The organism is Bacillus sp. ms-22, from assembly GCF_009759805.1.
GTDB lineage: Bacteria > Bacillota > Bacilli > Bacillales > Bacillaceae > Bacillus > Bacillus xiamenensis.
The window spans coordinates 88978-105926 of record NZ_CP046653.1 but is presented as its reverse complement, the minus strand read 5'-3'; the positions used below and the strand labels follow the sequence as shown (position 1 = coordinate 105926).

At 45.1% G+C, this 16949-nt stretch carries 12 protein-coding genes, 6 tRNA genes and 3 rRNA genes; all 21 read left to right on the top strand.

Annotated features, from left to right (window positions below):
* Positions 1-13 precede the first annotated feature (13 nt).
* The 21 genes from hslO to GPA07_RS00535 all read left to right on the top strand — a co-directional run bounded on the left by hslO (position 14) and on the right by GPA07_RS00535 (position 16944).
* Positions 14-889 (top strand): Hsp33 family molecular chaperone HslO, encoded by an 876-nt coding sequence (gene hslO, locus GPA07_RS00635; protein ID WP_008357393.1) that lies wholly within the window; start codon positions 14-16, stop codon positions 887-889.
* A 46-nt stretch (positions 890-935) separates the two neighbouring features.
* Positions 936-1844 carry a peptidyl-prolyl cis-trans isomerase gene (locus GPA07_RS00630; RefSeq protein WP_157291867.1) on the top strand — a complete coding sequence of 303 codons (909 nt, stop codon included), beginning with the start codon at positions 936-938 and terminating at the stop codon, positions 1842-1844.
* Positions 1845-1921: 77 nt separating this feature from the next.
* Positions 1922-2845 (top strand): cysteine synthase A, encoded by a 924-nt coding sequence (cysK, locus tag GPA07_RS00625; protein ID WP_157291866.1) that lies wholly within the window; start codon positions 1922-1924, stop codon positions 2843-2845.
* Between the two features lie 124 nt (positions 2846-2969).
* Positions 2970-4391 carry an anthranilate synthase component I family protein gene (locus GPA07_RS00620; protein WP_008357387.1) on the top strand — a complete coding sequence of 474 codons (1422 nt, stop codon included), beginning with the start codon at positions 2970-2972 and terminating at the stop codon, positions 4389-4391.
* Positions 4392-4404: 13 nt separating this feature from the next.
* Positions 4405-4998 (top strand): aminodeoxychorismate/anthranilate synthase component II, encoded by a 594-nt coding sequence (gene pabA / locus GPA07_RS00615; protein WP_008357385.1) that lies wholly within the window; start codon positions 4405-4407, stop codon positions 4996-4998.
* Positions 4995-5843, top strand: a complete 849-nt coding sequence (gene pabC / locus GPA07_RS00610; protein ID WP_008357383.1) for an aminodeoxychorismate lyase — start codon at positions 4995-4997, stop codon at positions 5841-5843. The genes pabA and pabC overlap by 4 nt, the downstream gene beginning before the upstream one ends.
* Positions 5844-5852: 9 nt before the next feature.
* Positions 5853-6710, top strand: a complete 858-nt coding sequence (gene folP / locus GPA07_RS00605; protein WP_157291865.1) for a dihydropteroate synthase — start codon at positions 5853-5855, stop codon at positions 6708-6710.
* On the top strand, positions 6703-7065 hold the full coding sequence (gene folB / locus GPA07_RS00600; protein ID WP_034738726.1) for a dihydroneopterin aldolase: 363 nt from the start codon (positions 6703-6705) through the stop codon (positions 7063-7065). The genes folP and folB overlap by 8 nt, the downstream gene beginning before the upstream one ends.
* Positions 7062-7565 carry a 2-amino-4-hydroxy-6-hydroxymethyldihydropteridine diphosphokinase gene (gene folK / locus GPA07_RS00595; protein WP_008357376.1) on the top strand — a complete coding sequence of 168 codons (504 nt, stop codon included), beginning with the start codon at positions 7062-7064 and terminating at the stop codon, positions 7563-7565. Before folB ends, folK begins: the two co-directional genes overlap by 4 nt.
* Complete coding sequence (locus GPA07_RS00590; protein WP_008357374.1) at positions 7517-7750, top strand: helix-turn-helix domain-containing protein; 234 nt, start codon at positions 7517-7519, stop codon at positions 7748-7750. Before folK ends, GPA07_RS00590 begins: the two co-directional genes overlap by 49 nt.
* Positions 7743-8744 carry a tRNA dihydrouridine synthase DusB gene (gene dusB / locus GPA07_RS00585; RefSeq protein WP_008357372.1) on the top strand — a complete coding sequence of 334 codons (1002 nt, stop codon included), beginning with the start codon at positions 7743-7745 and terminating at the stop codon, positions 8742-8744. Before GPA07_RS00590 ends, dusB begins: the two co-directional genes overlap by 8 nt.
* Positions 8745-8832: 88 nt before the next feature.
* Positions 8833-10332: a lysine--tRNA ligase gene (lysS, locus tag GPA07_RS00580; protein ID WP_008357370.1), complete on the top strand. Its 1500-nt coding sequence runs from the start codon at positions 8833-8835 to the stop codon at positions 10330-10332.
* A gap of 386 nt (positions 10333-10718) precedes the next feature.
* Positions 10719-12267 (top strand): 16S ribosomal RNA (locus GPA07_RS00575).
* Positions 12268-12449: 182 nt separating this feature from the next.
* Positions 12450-15374: ribosomal RNA gene (locus tag GPA07_RS00570) — 23S ribosomal RNA — on the top strand.
* A 60-nt stretch (positions 15375-15434) separates the two neighbouring features.
* Positions 15435-15550: ribosomal RNA gene (rrf, locus tag GPA07_RS00565) — 5S ribosomal RNA — on the top strand.
* The 16S, 23S and 5S rRNA genes sit together here, the layout of an rRNA operon.
* A gap of 806 nt (positions 15551-16356) precedes the next feature.
* Positions 16357-16432 (top strand) — tRNA-Val (locus tag GPA07_RS00560).
* A gap of 33 nt (positions 16433-16465) precedes the next feature.
* Positions 16466-16541: transfer RNA gene (locus GPA07_RS00555), tRNA-Thr, on the top strand.
* Between the two features lie 37 nt (positions 16542-16578).
* Positions 16579-16654, top strand: a tRNA-Lys gene (locus GPA07_RS00550).
* A 7-nt stretch (positions 16655-16661) separates the two neighbouring features.
* Positions 16662-16744: transfer RNA gene (locus tag GPA07_RS00545), tRNA-Leu, on the top strand.
* A 30-nt stretch (positions 16745-16774) separates the two neighbouring features.
* Positions 16775-16846: transfer RNA gene (locus GPA07_RS00540), tRNA-Gly, on the top strand.
* A 12-nt stretch (positions 16847-16858) separates the two neighbouring features.
* Positions 16859-16944 (top strand) — tRNA-Leu (locus GPA07_RS00535).
* Positions 16945-16949: the final 5 nt, after the last annotated feature.

Genomic DNA, 16949 nt, shown 5'->3' with positions numbered 1-16949 from the left:
AGGTTTAATCGAAATGGATTACTTAGTTAAAGCGTTAGCATATGACGGGAAAGTCCGTGCATACGCTGCAAACACAACAGATACAATCAACGAAGCACAGAGAAGACACCATACGTGGCCAACTGCCTCAGCAGCAATTGGCAGAACCATGACAGCTACAGTCATGATGGGAGCTATGCTGAAAGGCGAGAATAAGCTAACTGTCAAAATTGAAGGCGGTGGACCAATCGGAGCCATCATCGCTGATGGAAACGCAAAAGGTCAGGTGCGCGGATATGTCTCAAACCCACAAGTTCACTTTGACTTAAATGAACATGGTAAACTGGATGTCAGACGTGCTGTTGGAACAAATGGAACATTAAGTGTTGTCAAAGATATCGGAATGAAGGAACACTTTACAGGACAAACAGAAATCGTTTCAGGTGAAATTGGAGATGACTTCACTTATTACCTCGTCTCATCTGAGCAAGTACCGTCCTCTGTAGGTGTAGGTGTTCTTGTAAATCCAGATAACTCGATCCTCGCAGCAGGCGGTTTCATCATTCAATTGCTGCCTGGAACAGAAGACGCTGTCATTGATAGACTCGAACAGCGATTATCGACCATCGAACCGATCTCTAAACTCATTGAAAAAGGAATGACCCCCGAAGAAATTTTAGAAGAAGTGCTCGGTGAAAAACCTCAAATCTTAGAAACTGTACCTGTCGAATTCTCTTGTAACTGCTCAAAAGAACGGTTTGCTAATGGCATTATCAGCCTAGGACAAAACGAAATTGACGATATGATTGAACAAGACGGACAAGCAGAAGCTCAATGCCATTTTTGTAACGAAACGTATGTATTTACAAAAGAAGAGCTAGAAGAGCTACGTGAAGAAATGACCCGCTAAGCTCTAAGCAGCGGGTTTTCTTTTTAGAATGGAAAGGAGACGAAAGATGAGACTGAAAGCAAGAGTGGTATGGACATTTATCCTCGTTTTGCTCATGATCAATGCCGTTGTCATTGCATATGTATTAACAAAGTCACAAATGTCGCAGGCTTCTTCAAACGGCAAGAGCGGTGAAGAAATCGCGTCCATTGGAAAAGAGAAGGTAACACGTCAAGAATGGTTAAAGAAAATGGAAGACCGCTATGGAAAGGCAACACTTGAACAAATGATTAATCAGAAGGTAGTCAATCAGCTTGCGAAAGAAAACAAGCTGGAGGTGTCTTCAAAAGAGATCAATCGTGAGTTGTTGATGCTTAAAGCGGTGTCTAATAATTTCTACGAAGATGGTCATACGAGTGAAAAGGAATGGAAAGAGCAGATTCGTTATCAAATTTTATTAGAGCAGCTCTTAACAAGAGATGCGGTCGTCTCTGAAAAAGAAGCCAAATCCTTTTATGAAAAAAATAAGGACTTATATCAATATGATGACTCATACCGTATTCGCCATATTGTCGTGAAGACAAAGGACGAGGCAGAAAGTGTATTGAAGGATTTAAAAGGAGGATCTAGCTTCGAAGCTGTGGCAGCTGAACGATCCATCGACCGATATACCTCTCCTTACGGTGGAGATCTTGGGTTTGTGACAGAAGAACAAGAGAGCATCCCGGCCCTATACATACAAGAAGCCCAAAAGCTTCAACTAGATGAATGGACGAAAGAGCCAATAAAGATCAAAAATGGCTATGCCATCATACAATTAAAAGAAAAATTAAATGGCCGCTCCTTCTCTTATAAAGAGGTCAAAGATCAGATCAAAAGACAGATCGCAATGGAAGATCTAGGTGAAAAGGCGAATGTCAAAACCCTGTGGAAAGAAGCAAACGTCACATGGTTTTACGATGGAGAGCAGGACTAAAAGCATTGACAAAATTTTTCGAAATTGATAATTTAATATTAATACAATAAAATTACTCGGAGATAGAGGTGTTAGTGATGGCTCGTATTGCAAATTCAATTTTTGAACTTATAGGAAATACACCAGTCGTTAAATTAAACCGTATAGTAGATGAAGACAGTGCGGATGTCTACTTGAAACTCGAATATATGAATCCGGGCAGCAGTGTAAAGGATCGTATTGCGTTAGCTATGATCGAGGATGCTGAAGCGAAAGGTAAATTAAAAGCTGGCGACACGCTCATTGAGCCAACAAGTGGAAACACAGGAATTGGCCTCGCAATGGTAGCCGCAGCGAAAGGAATCAATGCGATTTTGGTTATGCCTGATACCATGAGTCAGGAGCGCCGCAACCTATTACGTGCTTATGGTGCAGAGCTTGTATTAACACCAGGTGCTGAAGGAATGAAAGGTGCGATCAAAAAAGCAGAGGAACTCGCTGAAGAGCATGGTTATTTCATGCCGCAGCAGTTTAGCAACGAAGCTAATGCTGAAATTCACCGCCGCACAACGGGGAAAGAAATTCTTGAACAGTTTGATGGCGAGCTTGATGCATTTATTGCAGGAGTTGGTACGGGCGGAACGATTACGGGTGCTGGTGAAGTTCTGAAAGAAGCCATCCCATCTATTCAGCTTTATGCGGTAGAACCAACAGATTCCCCTGTATTATCAGGAGGAAAGCCAGGTCCGCATAAAATCCAAGGAATTGGAGCAGGATTTGTGCCTTCCATCTTGAACACGGAAATTTATGACGGCATTATCCAAGTGAAAAACGAAGATGCATTTGAGCTTTCAAGAAAGGCAGCAAAAGAAGAAGGAATCCTTGGCGGTATTTCTTCAGGAGCAGCCATTTACGCAGCGCTTCAAACAGCGAAGAAGCTTGGTAAAGGGAAAAAGGTTCTAGCGATCATCCCAAGTAACGGAGAGCGTTACCTCAGTACTCCTCTTTATCAATTCGATTAAACGATACACCCCAGCATTTGCTGGGGTTTTTTCATGAATTCTGAAGATGGAAAGCAAATACTATTTTCTAAATAAATAGGATTGCATTACAATAAGATTAATGAAAATGAAAAAGGATGATAACATGACACAACGCAGGCCGATGGGCATCAAAATTCCTTTTACGAAAGATGCATTCTTGAAAAGATACGAACAATTAACGGCGCGTGAAACGCACCATGTTCTTCTTGAAAGTGCACGTGGCGGAGCATACAGTATTGCTGGCATTCACCCGATCGCTAAAGCGAAAGGGAAAGATGGAATGACAACCATTCATTATCAAGATGAGGTTCTGTTCAAAGAAGGCGACCCATTTAGAGCCTTTGCAGATTGGTTTCAAACCCTTCAAACGGAAACGAATGAGGAATATCCTGACTTTCAAGGCGGAGCGATTGGGTTTTTAAGCTATGATTATGCAAGATATATCGAGCATTTTAAAATGCTGTCAATTGATGATCTCAAAACACCGGATCTGTATTTTCTCGTGTTTAATGATGTTGCGGTCTTTGATCATAAAGAAAACGTGCTCTGGCTGATCACTCATACAGAGGGAGACGAACCTGTGAGTGAAGTTCATCAAAGACTAGAAGAATGGAAGCGAAGCTGGACAAGCACATCAGAAGAATCAGCACATCATTCACCTGTCAACGTGTCTTCTTCGGAATTTGTACCGGCTGCGCCTTTTACTGAAGAAGCTTTCGGGGAAGCTGTAGAGAAAATTAAGCAATATATCGCTAGCGGTGATGTGTTCCAAGTGAACCTGTCCATTAGACAAGATGAACAGCTTCATACGCACCCATATCATTTATACAAAACATTACGTCAAGTGAACCCATCTCCTTATATGTCCTATCTGCACACGCCAGATTTCCAGATTGTTTGTGGATCTCCAGAGCTGCTTATTAAGAAAAAAGGCACTCATCTAGAAACAAGACCGATTGCTGGCACAAGATCACGAGGCAAGGACGACGCAGAGGATCAAGCGCTGGCAAAAGAACTCATTGAAAATGAAAAAGAACGCGCAGAACATGTCATGCTCGTTGATCTTGAGCGGAATGACCTTGGCCGAGTGTCTACTTACGGCTCCGTACAGGTGAACGAATTCATGGCCATTGAGAAATATTCACACGTGATGCACATTGTCTCGAATGTACAAGGGGAACTCCGTGATGATTGTGATGCGGTCGATGTCATGAGAGCTGTATTCCCAGGCGGAACAATCACAGGTGCGCCAAAAGTGAGAACAATGGAAATCATAGAAGAACTTGAGCCAACAAGACGTGGGCTTTATACTGGATCTATAGGCTGGTTTGGATTCAATCAAGATATGCACTTCAATATCGTCATTCGTACGGCTTATTGTACAGAGGGCAAAGCCTTCATGCAGTCAGGTGCGGGCATTGTCATTGATTCTGTAGCAAAACACGAGTTTAAAGAATCCATTAAAAAAGCCTATGCAGTGAAAAAAGCATTACAGTTGAGCAAAGAAGAGACTATTTTGAGTTAGAGGTGAGCAGAGTATGATATTAATGATTGATAACTATGATTCATTTACGTACAACCTGGTCCAGTATTTAGGTGAGCTTGGAGAAGAGTTGATTGTGAAACGAAATGATCAAGTCACCATTCAAGAAATCGAACAGCTTAAGCCAGACTTTCTGATGATTTCTCCAGGACCATGCAGTCCGGATGAAGCGGGAATTAGTATGGAAGCGATTAAGCATTTTGCTGGGAAGATTCCGATTTTTGGTGTGTGTTTAGGTCATCAATCCATTGCACAAGTATTTGGTGGAGATGTGGTTCGCGCAGAGCGGTTAATGCACGGAAAAACGTCAGAGATTGAACATGACGGCAAAGGAGTTTTCACTGGACTCCAAAATCCACTCGTCGCAACGAGATATCATTCATTAATTGTCAAAGACGAGACGCTGCCTGAGTGCTTTATCAGAACAGCCAGCACAAAGGAAGGCGAACTCATGGCCATTCGCCATAAAGAACTGCCAATTGAAAGTGTTCAGTTCCATCCCGAATCGATTATGACGTCCTTCGGTAAAGAAATGCTCAAGAATTTCATTGAAACCTATCGTAAAAAGGGGAATGAAGTAAACGCATGATCATTTACCTGAACGGTCAGTATATAGAGGAGAAAGACGCGACTCTTTCTCCTTTTGATCATGGTTTTCTATATGGCATCGGTGTATTTGAAACATTTACCAGCCTGGCGGGACAAGTCTTCCTGTTAGATTGGCATCTTGAAAGGCTCAATCAAGCATTACTCGACCTTTGCATCGAATCCACAATAGAGAAACCATTTGTACTCGACATCATTCATACATTATTAACTCAAAATCGTATAGCCGATGGTCATGCGAGAATTCGCTTCAATGTTTCTGCGGGCAGAGGTAATGGCTTTTCTGCAGACCCTTATAAGGAGCCTGTCATTTTTGTAATGATCTCTCCATTCCGGCCTGAATCTATATTAGATGAAAAGCAGGGAGTCACTCTTGACACAAGAAGAAACACACCAGAAGGTCTAAGGCGGCTTAAGTCGCATCATTACATGAACAACTTGCTGGCTAAAAGAGAAGTAGGGAATGATCCATCGGTAGAGGGCATCTTTTTAACAAAAGAAGATGATGTGGCAGAAGGGATTACGTCGAATCTATTTTGGCGAAAAGAAGATGCGGTGTATACACCTTCACTTGATACAGGTATTTTAAATGGGATCACCCGCCGGTATTGTATCGAAACACTGCACGCTTTGGGGATTCCGCTAATAGAAGGAAGGTTTACACTCTCACACTTGCTGTCAGCTGATGAGGCGTGGATGACCAATTCGGTTCAAGGAATTGTGCCCTTTAAGAGTATCGGAGACATCATCCTGCCAAAAAACAAGCGAACGATCTCAACAAAGCTGAGAACACAATATACAAAAGAACGTCTAGAACATAAAGAGTAGGTGGACACAATGACACAACAAGTGATAAAACAGCCTAAAATCATACAAGCCAAGCACCATACCCTTAGTTATGAAGAGAAGACATTGGTCATGGGCATTTTAAATGTCACACCTGACTCTTTTTCAGATGGAGGAAAATTCAATCAAATCGATAAAGCGCTGGCTCATGCTAAGCAGCTGGTGGAAGATGGGGCGCATATTATTGATATTGGCGGAGAATCGACTCGGCCGGGAGCGTCGCTTGTCTCAGAGCAAGAGGAGCTTTCAAGGGTCATTCCTGTCATTGAGAAGATCACAAAAGAATTGGACATACCTATTTCTATTGATACGTATAAAGCCCATGTCGCAGATGAGGCGGTGAAGGCAGGAGCCTCAATCATTAATGATGTATGGGGGGCGAAAGCTGATCCTCAAATGGCGCATGTGGCAGCGAGGCACAACGTGCCAATTATCTTAATGCACAATCGACCAGAGCGGAATTACACACATTTGATTTCAGATATGATCGCAGATTTGAAGGAAAGTGTTCAAATCGTCAAACAAGCGGGTGTCCGTGATGACATGATTATATTAGACCCAGGTGTAGGATTTGCGAAAAATAAAACAGACAACCTGATGGTCATGAATGAACTTGAACATTTTTGCCGCCTTGGCTATCCACTGCTTCTAGCAACATCTCGAAAACGATTTATAGGGGCAGTCTTAGACCTTCCGCCTGAAGAACGTACTGAAGGAACGGGGGCAACGGTCTGTCTAGGGATTCAAAAGGGCAGTGCAATGGTCCGAGTACATGATGTGAAAGAAATCGCAAGAATGGCAAAAATGATGGATGCCATGCTGAATAAGGGAGGCGCTTATCATCGATAAAGTATATGTAAACGGAATGGAATTTTACGGCTATCATGGCGTATTTGCAGAAGAGAATAAACTAGGCCAGCGCTTTCGTGTGGACCTGACAGCTTCACTTGATTTAAGTAAGGCAGGACAAACGGATGACCTGAATGAGACCATTAACTATGCTGAGCTCTACAACATCTGCAAAAACATTGTAGAAGGTGAGCCGGTGAACCTCGTTGAAACACTGACAGAAAGAATTGCAAACCAAGTGTTAACAGACTTTCCAGCAGTTCAGGAATGTACAGTAAAAGTGATTAAGCCAGATCCGCCAATTCCAGGACACTATCAGTCCGTTGCCATTGAAATGACGAGATCGCGCGCATGAACAACACAGCATATATCGCCTTAGGCTCAAACATAGGAAAAAAAGAAACCTACCTAAAAGAAGCTGTCAAAAAACTTCACGAACATCCGGATGTTCAAGTGGAATTAATTTCATCTATATATGAGACAACACCCGTAGGCTACGAAAATCAAGATGACTTTTTAAACATGGCAGTGAAGATTTCCACCTCGCTTCGTCCAAATGAACTCTTGGCTCTTACTCAAAAAATCGAACAAGAGTTAGGTAGAACAAGAGAAGTGAGGTGGGGTCCACGAACGGCTGACCTTGACATTTTACTTTATAATCGTGAAAATATTGAAACAGAACAACTTGTGATTCCACATCCTAGAATGTACGAACGTTTATTCGTTCTTGTTCCGATGAGTGAGATTTGCCCAGAAATCGGCGAAGTTCAGATAAACGCCGTAACAGACCAAGAAGGTGTAAGCATATGGAAAAAGACATGTGGGGTAGAAGAATTCGTGCATACCGTAAGCTAAAAGGGTATACTCAGGAAGGGTTCGCCAAAAGACTGGGTATCTCTGTCTCTGTCTTAGGAGAAATTGAGCGAGGCAATCGATTACCAACAAACCAAATGGTTGGTCAAATAGCAGATGCTTTAAATATAACGGTGGAAGAACTTTCACCAATAATTGAAGAGGAAAGGAGGGGACATGATGTTTAAAATCGGAGATATCGAGATTAAAAACAAAGTGGTGCTCGCACCGATGGCTGGTGTGTGTAACTCTGCTTTCAGACTCACTGTGAAAGAGTTTGGAGCGGGCTTAGTCTGCGCTGAAATGGTCAGTGATAAAGCGATCTTGATTAATAATGCCAGAACGATGGGTATGCTGTACATTGATGAACGTGAAAAGCCGTTGAGCCTTCAGATATTTGGAGGAGAAAAAGACACACTTGTAGAAGCGGCAAAGTTTGTCGACCAGCATACAACGGCAGACATCATTGATATCAACATGGGCTGTCCTGTACCGAAGATCACGAAATGTGACGCAGGAGCAAAATGGCTGCTTGATCCAAACAAGATTTATGAAATGGTATCTGCTGTCGTAGAAGCTGTAGATAAACCTGTTACTGTCAAAATGAGAATGGGCTGGGACGAAGACCATGTTTTCGCTGTCGAAAATGCCCGTGCTGTTGAGAGAGCAGGCGGACAAGCCGTTGCACTTCACGGACGGACCCGTGTGCAAATGTACGAAGGAACAGCGAATTGGGATATCGTGAAAGAAGTAAAACAATCTGTTTCAATTCCTGTTATCGGGAATGGAGACGTCAAAACCCCTCAAGATGCAAAACGTATGCTTGATGAAACCGGTGTGGATGCTGTGATGATCGGAAGAGCCGCACTAGGAAACCCGTGGATGATTTACCGGACGGTTCATTATTTAGAAACGGGAGAACTGAAAGAAGAACCAAACATACGTGAAAAAATGTCAGTGTGCAAACTTCACTTAGACAGACTCATTGATCTGAAAGGTGAGCATGTCGCTGTCAGAGAAATGAGAAAGCATGCAGCATGGTACTTAAAAGGTGTGCGAGGCAATGCAGACGTAAGAAACCAAATCAATCAAAGTGAAACGAGAGCGGAGCTTGTACAAGTTCTTGATGACTTTACGATCGAAGCCGAGGCAAAAGAGCTTCAAAGAATAAAAGTAGGATAACTCTATCTTTCTTTTTGTAGCTCACTGCTAGTGCATACTGGCAGTTTTTCTGCTTTTCTCTGCAAAATACATTATTGGAGTGATATAAATGAGTAATGAAGGGCTTAATAACGAAGAATTAAATGACCAATTTCAAGTTAGACGTGACAAAATGAATAAAATGAGAGAAGAAGGTATCGATCCATTCGGTGAACGATATGACCGTTCTCATCAATCTGCGCAAATTATTGCTGAATATGACGAGTTTTCAAAAGAAGACCTAGAAGAAAAAGCGGTTCAAGTCACAATCGCAGGTCGTATGATGACAAAGCGCGGAAAAGGGAAAGCTGGCTTTGCGCACATTCAAGACTTAGAAGGACAAATTCAAATCTATGTGCGTAAAGATAGTGTAGGGGAAGAAGCTTACGAACTATTCAAGAGCTCAGACCTAGGCGATATCATCGGTGTGACAGGAACAGTATTTAAAACGAATGTGGGAGAACTTTCAATTAAAGCAACCGGATTTGAGATTCTCACAAAAGCACTTCGCCCGCTTCCTGATAAATATCATGGCTTAAAAGATGTAGAACAACGCTATCGTCAGCGCTACCTTGACTTAATTGTCAATCCAGAAAGTAAGCAGACGTTCATCATGCGAAGCAAAATCATTCAATCAATGAGAAGATACTTAGATTCTAAAGGATACCTAGAAGTTGAAACACCAACAATGCATAGCATCCCTGGCGGTGCATCAGCTCGTCCTTTCATTACTCACCACAATGCACTTGATATGCCGCTTTATATGCGTATTGCGATCGAGCTGCATTTAAAACGTCTCATTGTCGGCGGCCTAGAGAAAGTATACGAGATTGGCCGCGTATTCCGTAACGAAGGGGTATCTACTCGTCATAACCCGGAATTTACAATGATCGAGCTGTATGAAGCATACGCAGACTATAAAGACATCATGAACTTAACCGAAAACCTGATTGCTCATATTGCCCAAGAGGTGTTAGGGACAACAACGATTCAATATGGTGAAGATGAAATTGATCTAAAACCAGAGTGGAAGAGACTTCATATGGTTGAAGCGGTCAAAGAAGCAACAGGTGTAGACTTCTGGCAGGAGATGTCTGTAGAAGAAGCGAAACAGCATGCTGCTGATCACGGTATTGAAATCACGAAAAACATGACAGTAGGACATATTATCAATGAGTTCTTCGAGCAAAAAGTAGAAGAAACGCTGGTTCAGCCTACCTTTATTTACGGACACCCAGTCGAGATTTCTCCATTAGCTAAGAAAAACCCTGAAGATCCGCGCTTCACGGACCGCTTTGAGCTATTCATTGTGCGCCGTGAACACGCAAATGCATTCACAGAGCTGAACGATCCAATCGATCAAAGAGAACGCTTTGAAGCTCAATTAAAAGAACGTGAAGAAGGAAATGACGAAGCGCATCTCATGGATGACGATTTTGTTGAAGCATTGGAATATGGAATGCCGCCAACCGGCGGACTAGGAATCGGTATCGACCGATTAATCATGCTACTAACAAACTCTCCATCAATCAGAGATGTACTGCTTTTCCCTCAAATGAGAAACCGTTAATACATCAACAAAAGCGCCATTTTAACTGTGGCGCTTTTTATTTTTCATAAAATGAAACTTTTTTTATAAAAACTATTGCAAGAAGAGAATTCAGGTGGTATATTATTATTCGTTGCCGCAAAACAGCAACAAGGTTAAAAAAGAAATTGAAAAAACTTCTTGACTTTAACCAAGACAAAATGATAAGATATTAAAGTCGCTTCCGAGCGATAACGAAAATGATCTTTGAAAACTAAACAAGACAAAACGTACCTGTTAATTCGAGTTTTAATAAAAAAATCCTATGAAACATCATAGGTAGTCAGTCAAACTGACGAGACAGGAAATGATCACATGCTAAGTTCGCTACATCGTGTAGCAACGCATGTGTGATATGCATCCTGCATACCTCGGAGAGTTTGATCCTGGCTCAGGACGAACGCTGGCGGCGTGCCTAATACATGCAAGTCGAGCGGACAGAAGGGAGCTTGCTCCCGGATGTTAGCGGCGGACGGGTGAGTAACACGTGGGTAACCTGCCTGTAAGACTGGGATAACTCCGGGAAACCGGAGCTAATACCGGATAGTTCCTTGAACCGCATGGTTCAAGGATGAAAGACGGTTTCGGCTGTCACTTACAGATGGACCCGCGGCGCATTAGCTAGTTGGTGAGGTAACGGCTCACCAAGGCGACGATGCGTAGCCGACCTGAGAGGGTGATCGGCCACACTGGGACTGAGACACGGCCCAGACTCCTACGGGAGGCAGCAGTAGGGAATCTTCCGCAATGGACGAAAGTCTGACGGAGCAACGCCGCGTGAGTGATGAAGGTTTTCGGATCGTAAAGCTCTGTTGTTAGGGAAGAACAAGTGCAAGAGTAACTGCTTGCACCATGACGGTACCTAACCAGAAAGCCACGGCTAACTACGTGCCAGCAGCCGCGGTAATACGTAGGTGGCAAGCGTTGTCCGGAATTATTGGGCGTAAAGGGCTCGCAGGCGGTTTCTTAAGTCTGATGTGAAAGCCCCCGGCTCAACCGGGGAGGGTCATTGGAAACTGGGAAACTTGAGTGCAGAAGAGGAGAGTGGAATTCCACGTGTAGCGGTGAAATGCGTAGAGATGTGGAGGAACACCAGTGGCGAAGGCGACTCTCTGGTCTGTAACTGACGCTGAGGAGCGAAAGCGTGGGGAGCGAACAGGATTAGATACCCTGGTAGTCCACGCCGTAAACGATGAGTGCTAAGTGTTAGGGGGTTTCCGCCCCTTAGTGCTGCAGCTAACGCATTAAGCACTCCGCCTGGGGAGTACGGTCGCAAGACTGAAACTCAAAGGAATTGACGGGGGCCCGCACAAGCGGTGGAGCATGTGGTTTAATTCGAAGCAACGCGAAGAACCTTACCAGGTCTTGACATCCTCTGACAACCCTAGAGATAGGGCTTTCCCTTCGGGGACAGAGTGACAGGTGGTGCATGGTTGTCGTCAGCTCGTGTCGTGAGATGTTGGGTTAAGTCCCGCAACGAGCGCAACCCTTGATCTTAGTTGCCAGCATTCAGTTGGGCACTCTAAGGTGACTGCCGGTGACAAACCGGAGGAAGGTGGGGATGACGTCAAATCATCATGCCCCTTATGACCTGGGCTACACACGTGCTACAATGGACAGAACAAAGGGCTGCGAGACCGCAAGGTTTAGCCAATCCCACAAATCTGTTCTCAGTTCGGATCGCAGTCTGCAACTCGACTGCGTGAAGCTGGAATCGCTAGTAATCGCGGATCAGCATGCCGCGGTGAATACGTTCCCGGGCCTTGTACACACCGCCCGTCACACCACGAGAGTTTGCAACACCCGAAGTCGGTGAGGTAACCTTTATGGAGCCAGCCGCCGAAGGTGGGGCAGATGATTGGGGTGAAGTCGTAACAAGGTAGCCGTATCGGAAGGTGCGGCTGGATCACCTCCTTTCTAAGGATATATGGAGCAGTGTGCGTTTTGGTCTTGTTTAGTTTTGAAGGATCATTCCTTCAAAACATGTCTCTAGCGAGACAGGATTGTTCTTTGAAAACTAGATAACAATAAGTAATACATTCACATTGAATGCAATGCAAAGTTCATCACACATAGTGATTCTTTCTAAAGTAAGAAATGGTTAAGTTAGAAAGGGCGCACGGTGGATGCCTTGGCACTAGGAGCCGATGAAGGACGGGACGAACACCGATATGCTTCGGGGAGCTGTAAGCAAGCTTTGATCCGGAGATTTCCGAATGGGGAAACCCACTGCTCGTAATGGAGTAGTATCCATACTTGAATACATAGAGTATGAGAAGGCATACCCGGGGAACTGAAACATCTAAGTACCCGGAGGAAGAGAAAGCAAATGCGATTCCCTGAGTAGCGGCGAGCGAAACGGGAACAGCCCAAACCAAGAGGCTTGCCTCTTGGGGTTGTAGGACACTCTATACGGAGTTACAAAGGAATGATATAAGCGAAGAGGTCTGGAAAGGCCCGCCAGAGAAGGTAACAGCCCTGTAACTGAAATGTCATTCTCTCCAGAGTGGATCCTGAGTACGGCGGAACACGTGAAATTCCGTCGGAATCCGGGAGGACCATCTCCCAAGGCTAAATACTCCCTAGTGACCGATAGTGAACCAGTACCGTGAGGGAAAGGTGAAAAGCACCCCGGAAGGGGAGTGAAATAGATCCTGAAACCGTGTGCCTACAAGTAGTCAGAGCCCGTTAACGGGTGATGGCGTGCCTTTTGTAGAATGAACCGGCGAGTTACGATCCCGTGCAAGGTTAAGCAGAAGATGCGGAGCCGCAGCGAAAGCGAGTCTGAATAGGGCGCATGAGTACGTGGTCGTAGACCCGAAACCAGGTGATCTACCCATGTCCAGGGTGAAGTTCAGGTAACACTGATGGAGGCCCGAACCCACGCACGTTGAAAAGTGCGGGGATGAGGTGTGGGTAGGGTGAAATGCCAATCGAACCTGGAGATAGCTGGTTCTCTCCGAAATAGCTTTAGGGCTAGCCTCAAGGTAAGAGTCTCGGAGGTAGAGCACTGATTGGACTAGGGGCCCCTACCGGGTTACCGAATTCAGTCAAACTCCGAATGCCGATGACTTATGCTTGGGAGTCAGACTGCGAGTGATAAGATCCGTAGTCGAAAGGGAAACAGCCCAGACCGCCAGCTAAGGTCCCAAAGTATACGTTAAGTGGAAAAGGATGTGGAGTTGCTTAGACAACCAGGATGTTGGCTTAGAAGCAGCCACCATTTAAAGAGTGCGTAATAGCTCACTGGTCGAGTGACTCTGCGCCGAAAATGTACCGGGGCTAAACGTATCACCGAAGCTGCGGACTGTTCTTACGAACAGTGGTAGGAGAGCGTTCTAAGGGCTGTGAAGCCAGACCGGAAGGACTGGTGGAGCGCTTAGAAGTGAGAATGCCGGTATGAGTAGCGAAAGACGGGTGAGAATCCCGTCCACCGAATGCCTAAGGTTTCCTGAGGAAGGCTCGTCCGCTCAGGGTTAGTCGGGACCTAAGCCGAGGCCGAAAGGCGTAGGCGATGGACAACAGGTTGATATTCCTGTACCACCTCCTCACCATTTGAGCAATGGGGGGACGCAGGAGGATAGGGTAAGCGCGGTAATGGATATCCGCGTCCAAGCAGTTAGGCTGGGAAATAGGCAAATCCGTTTCCCGTGAAGGCTGAGCTGTGATGGCGAGCGAAATATAGCGAAGTTCCTGATTCCACACTGCCAAGAAAAGCCTCTAGCGAGGTGAGAGGTGCCCGTACCGCAAACCGACACAGGTAGGCGAGGAGAGAATCCTAAGGTGATCGAGAGAACTCTCGTTAAGGAACTCGGCAAAATGACCCGTAACTTCGGGAGAAGGGGTGCTTCTTAGGGTGTTAAAGCCCCGAGAAGCCGCAGTGAATAGGCCCAGGCGACTGTTTAGCAAAAACACAGGTCTCTGCGAAGCCGTAAGGCGAAGTATAGGGGCTGACGCCTGCCCGGTGCTGGAAGGTTAAGAGGAGCGCTTAGCGTAAGCGAAGGTGCGAATTGAAGCCCCAGTAAACGGCGGCCGTAACTATAACGGTCCTAAGGTAGCGAAATTCCTTGTCGGGTAAGTTCCGACCCGCACGAAAGGCGCAACGATCTGGGCACTGTCTCAACGAGAGACTCGGTGAAATTATAGTACCTGTGAAGATGCAGGTTACCCGCGACAGGACGGAAAGACCCCGTGGAGCTTTACTGCAGCCTGATATTGAATGTTGGTACAGCTTGTACAGGATAGGTAGGAGCCTTGGAAACCGGAGCGCTAGCTTCGGTGGAGGCATCGGTGGGATACTACCCTGGCTGTATTGACCTTCTAACCCGCTGCCCTTATCGGGCAGGGAGACAGTGTCAGGTGGGCAGTTTGACTGGGGCGGTCGCCTCCTAAAATGTAACGGAGGCGCCCAAAGGTTCCCTCAGAATGGTTGGAAATCATTCGCAGAGTGTAAAGGCACAAGGGAGCTTGACTGCGAGACCTACAAGTCGAGCAGGGACGAAAGTCGGGCTTAGTGATCCGGTGGTTCCGCATGGAAGGGCCATCGCTCAACGGATAAAAGCTACCCCGGGGATAACAGGCTTATCTCCCCCAAGAGTCCACATCGACGGGGAGGTTTGGCACCTCGATGTCGGCTCATCGCATCCTGGGGCTGTAGTCGGTCCCAAGGGTTGGGCTGTTCGCCCATTAAAGCGGTACGCGAGCTGGGTTCAGAACGTCGTGAGACAGTTCGGTCCCTATCCGTCGCGGGCGCAGGAAATTTGAGAGGAGCTGTCCTTAGTACGAGAGGACCGGGATGGACGCACCGCTGGTGTACCAGTTGTTCTGCCAAGGGCATCGCTGGGTAGCTATGTGCGGACGGGATAAGTGCTGAAAGCATCTAAGCATGAAGCCCCCCTCAAGATGAGATTTCCCATTCCGCAAGGAAGTAAGATCCCTGAAAGATGATCAGGTTGATAGGTCTGAGGTGGAAGCGTGGTGACACGTGGAGCTGACAGATACTAATAGATCGAGGACTTAACCTATATTTAATGTGAAGCATGAACATTGTTATCTAGTTTTGAGAGAACATTCTCTCCATCAGGTTTGGTGGCGATAGCGAAGAGGTCACACCCGTTCCCATACCGAACACGGAAGTTAAGCTCTTCAGCGCCGATGGTAGTTGGGGGTTTCCCCCTGTGAGAGTAGGACGCCGCCAAGCTTTTCTAAGGATCAGTTCCATTTGGAACTGGTCTTTTTTGTGTTTCGTGAAATTTGCTTCTGTATCTATTGAAAAGTGACAGGTTTCTCATTGCATTCTTGATAAATATTATTTCTTCCTCTACACTTTGATTTCAAAGCGGATAACATTGTTTTTAGCATCTAAGCCCGCAGTTCAACTTGTTAATGGTCAATCTCAAAAATATAAAATGTCTAAAAAGGATTCTCCCGTTCGGCAGCCAGACAAAGAAAACTGCAGTATAGTGCCAATAGAACATTAAGTTCCTCAAAGAGAACACAGGTCATCTATTATTGCTAATGAGAGGAGGCACAGGATGAGTTCGTACTAGCTTGTATCTCTTGTTAAAACTTTAATAATGGTGCTAAGTCCATCCAGCATTTGATGGAACAGAAAAAATGAGATAAGACGGTTTTTTGAAACGTAGTGATGGCGATCATCATTGATACGAAAATATTTTCTCGGAAAAATAAAATAATAAAAGAAATTGATCGCTGAGTCTGCTATATGCGAGGATATTCTGAATAGAAACAAACATATGACAGCTTTTGAAATGATGTTTTGACAACGGCAGAGCCTCATCAGAGCAAAAAACATAAAAAAATGAAAAAAAGACTTTTAAAATGATAAGACAAGTGGTAAACTTCTTTAGGTGCCTTAACGAAGAGATGAAAGAAACAACTTTAAAATAAATCCAAAAATTATTTTAAAAAAGTCTTTACAAACAATATCTTATCGTTATATAATACTATTTGTCAGATCGAGAGACATTCGAAACGACACAATATGGAGGATTAGCTCAGCTGGGAGAGCATCTGCCTTACAAGCAGAGGGTCGGCGGTTCGAGCCCGTCATCCTCCACCATATTTATTCTTACATAATGTTAGGATAGATAAAGCCGGTGTAGCTCAACTGGTAGAGCAACTGACTTGTAATCAGTAGGTTGGGGGTTCAAGTCCTCTTGCCGGCACCACTTTCATATGGTAAGATAGACAAGTCGCTTTAAAAGCGAGCCATTAGCTCAGTTGGTAGAGCATCTGACTTTTAATCAGAGGGTCGAAGGTTCGAGTCCTTCATGGCTCACCATGTTCATGCGGGTGTGGCGGAATTGGCAGACGCGCTAGACTTAGGATCTAGTGTCTTTATGACGTGGGGGTTCAAGTCCCTTCACCCGCATAGCCAAACAACATAAAGAAATCCTGTAATGCGGAAGTAGTTCAGTGGTAGAACACCACCTTGCCAAGGTGGGGGTCGCGGGTTCGAATCCCGTCTTCCGCTTATACCATCCACGCCGGGGTGGTGGAATTGGCAGACACACAGGACTTAAAATCCTGCGGTAGGTGACTACCGTGCCGGTTCAAGTCCGGCCCTCGGCATTATG

Coding starts and splice junctions, on each gene's coding strand:
- hslO (WP_008357393.1), top strand. CDS start 14: ATGGATTACTTAGTTAAAGCGTTAGCATATGACGGGAAAGTCCGTGCA.
- GPA07_RS00630 (WP_157291867.1), top strand. CDS start 936: ATGAGACTGAAAGCAAGAGTGGTATGGACATTTATCCTCGTTTTGCTC.
- cysK (WP_157291866.1), top strand. CDS start 1,922: ATGGCTCGTATTGCAAATTCAATTTTTGAACTTATAGGAAATACACCA.
- GPA07_RS00620 (WP_008357387.1), top strand. CDS start 2,970: ATGACACAACGCAGGCCGATGGGCATCAAAATTCCTTTTACGAAAGAT.
- pabA (WP_008357385.1), top strand. CDS start 4,405: ATGATATTAATGATTGATAACTATGATTCATTTACGTACAACCTGGTC.
- pabC (WP_008357383.1), top strand. CDS start 4,995: ATGATCATTTACCTGAACGGTCAGTATATAGAGGAGAAAGACGCGACT.
- folP (WP_157291865.1), top strand. CDS start 5,853: ATGACACAACAAGTGATAAAACAGCCTAAAATCATACAAGCCAAGCAC.
- folK (WP_008357376.1), top strand. CDS start 7,062: ATGAACAACACAGCATATATCGCCTTAGGCTCAAACATAGGAAAAAAA.
- GPA07_RS00590 (WP_008357374.1), top strand. CDS start 7,517: ATGGAAAAAGACATGTGGGGTAGAAGAATTCGTGCATACCGTAAGCTA.
- dusB (WP_008357372.1), top strand. CDS start 7,743: ATGTTTAAAATCGGAGATATCGAGATTAAAAACAAAGTGGTGCTCGCA.
- lysS (WP_008357370.1), top strand. CDS start 8,833: ATGAGTAATGAAGGGCTTAATAACGAAGAATTAAATGACCAATTTCAA.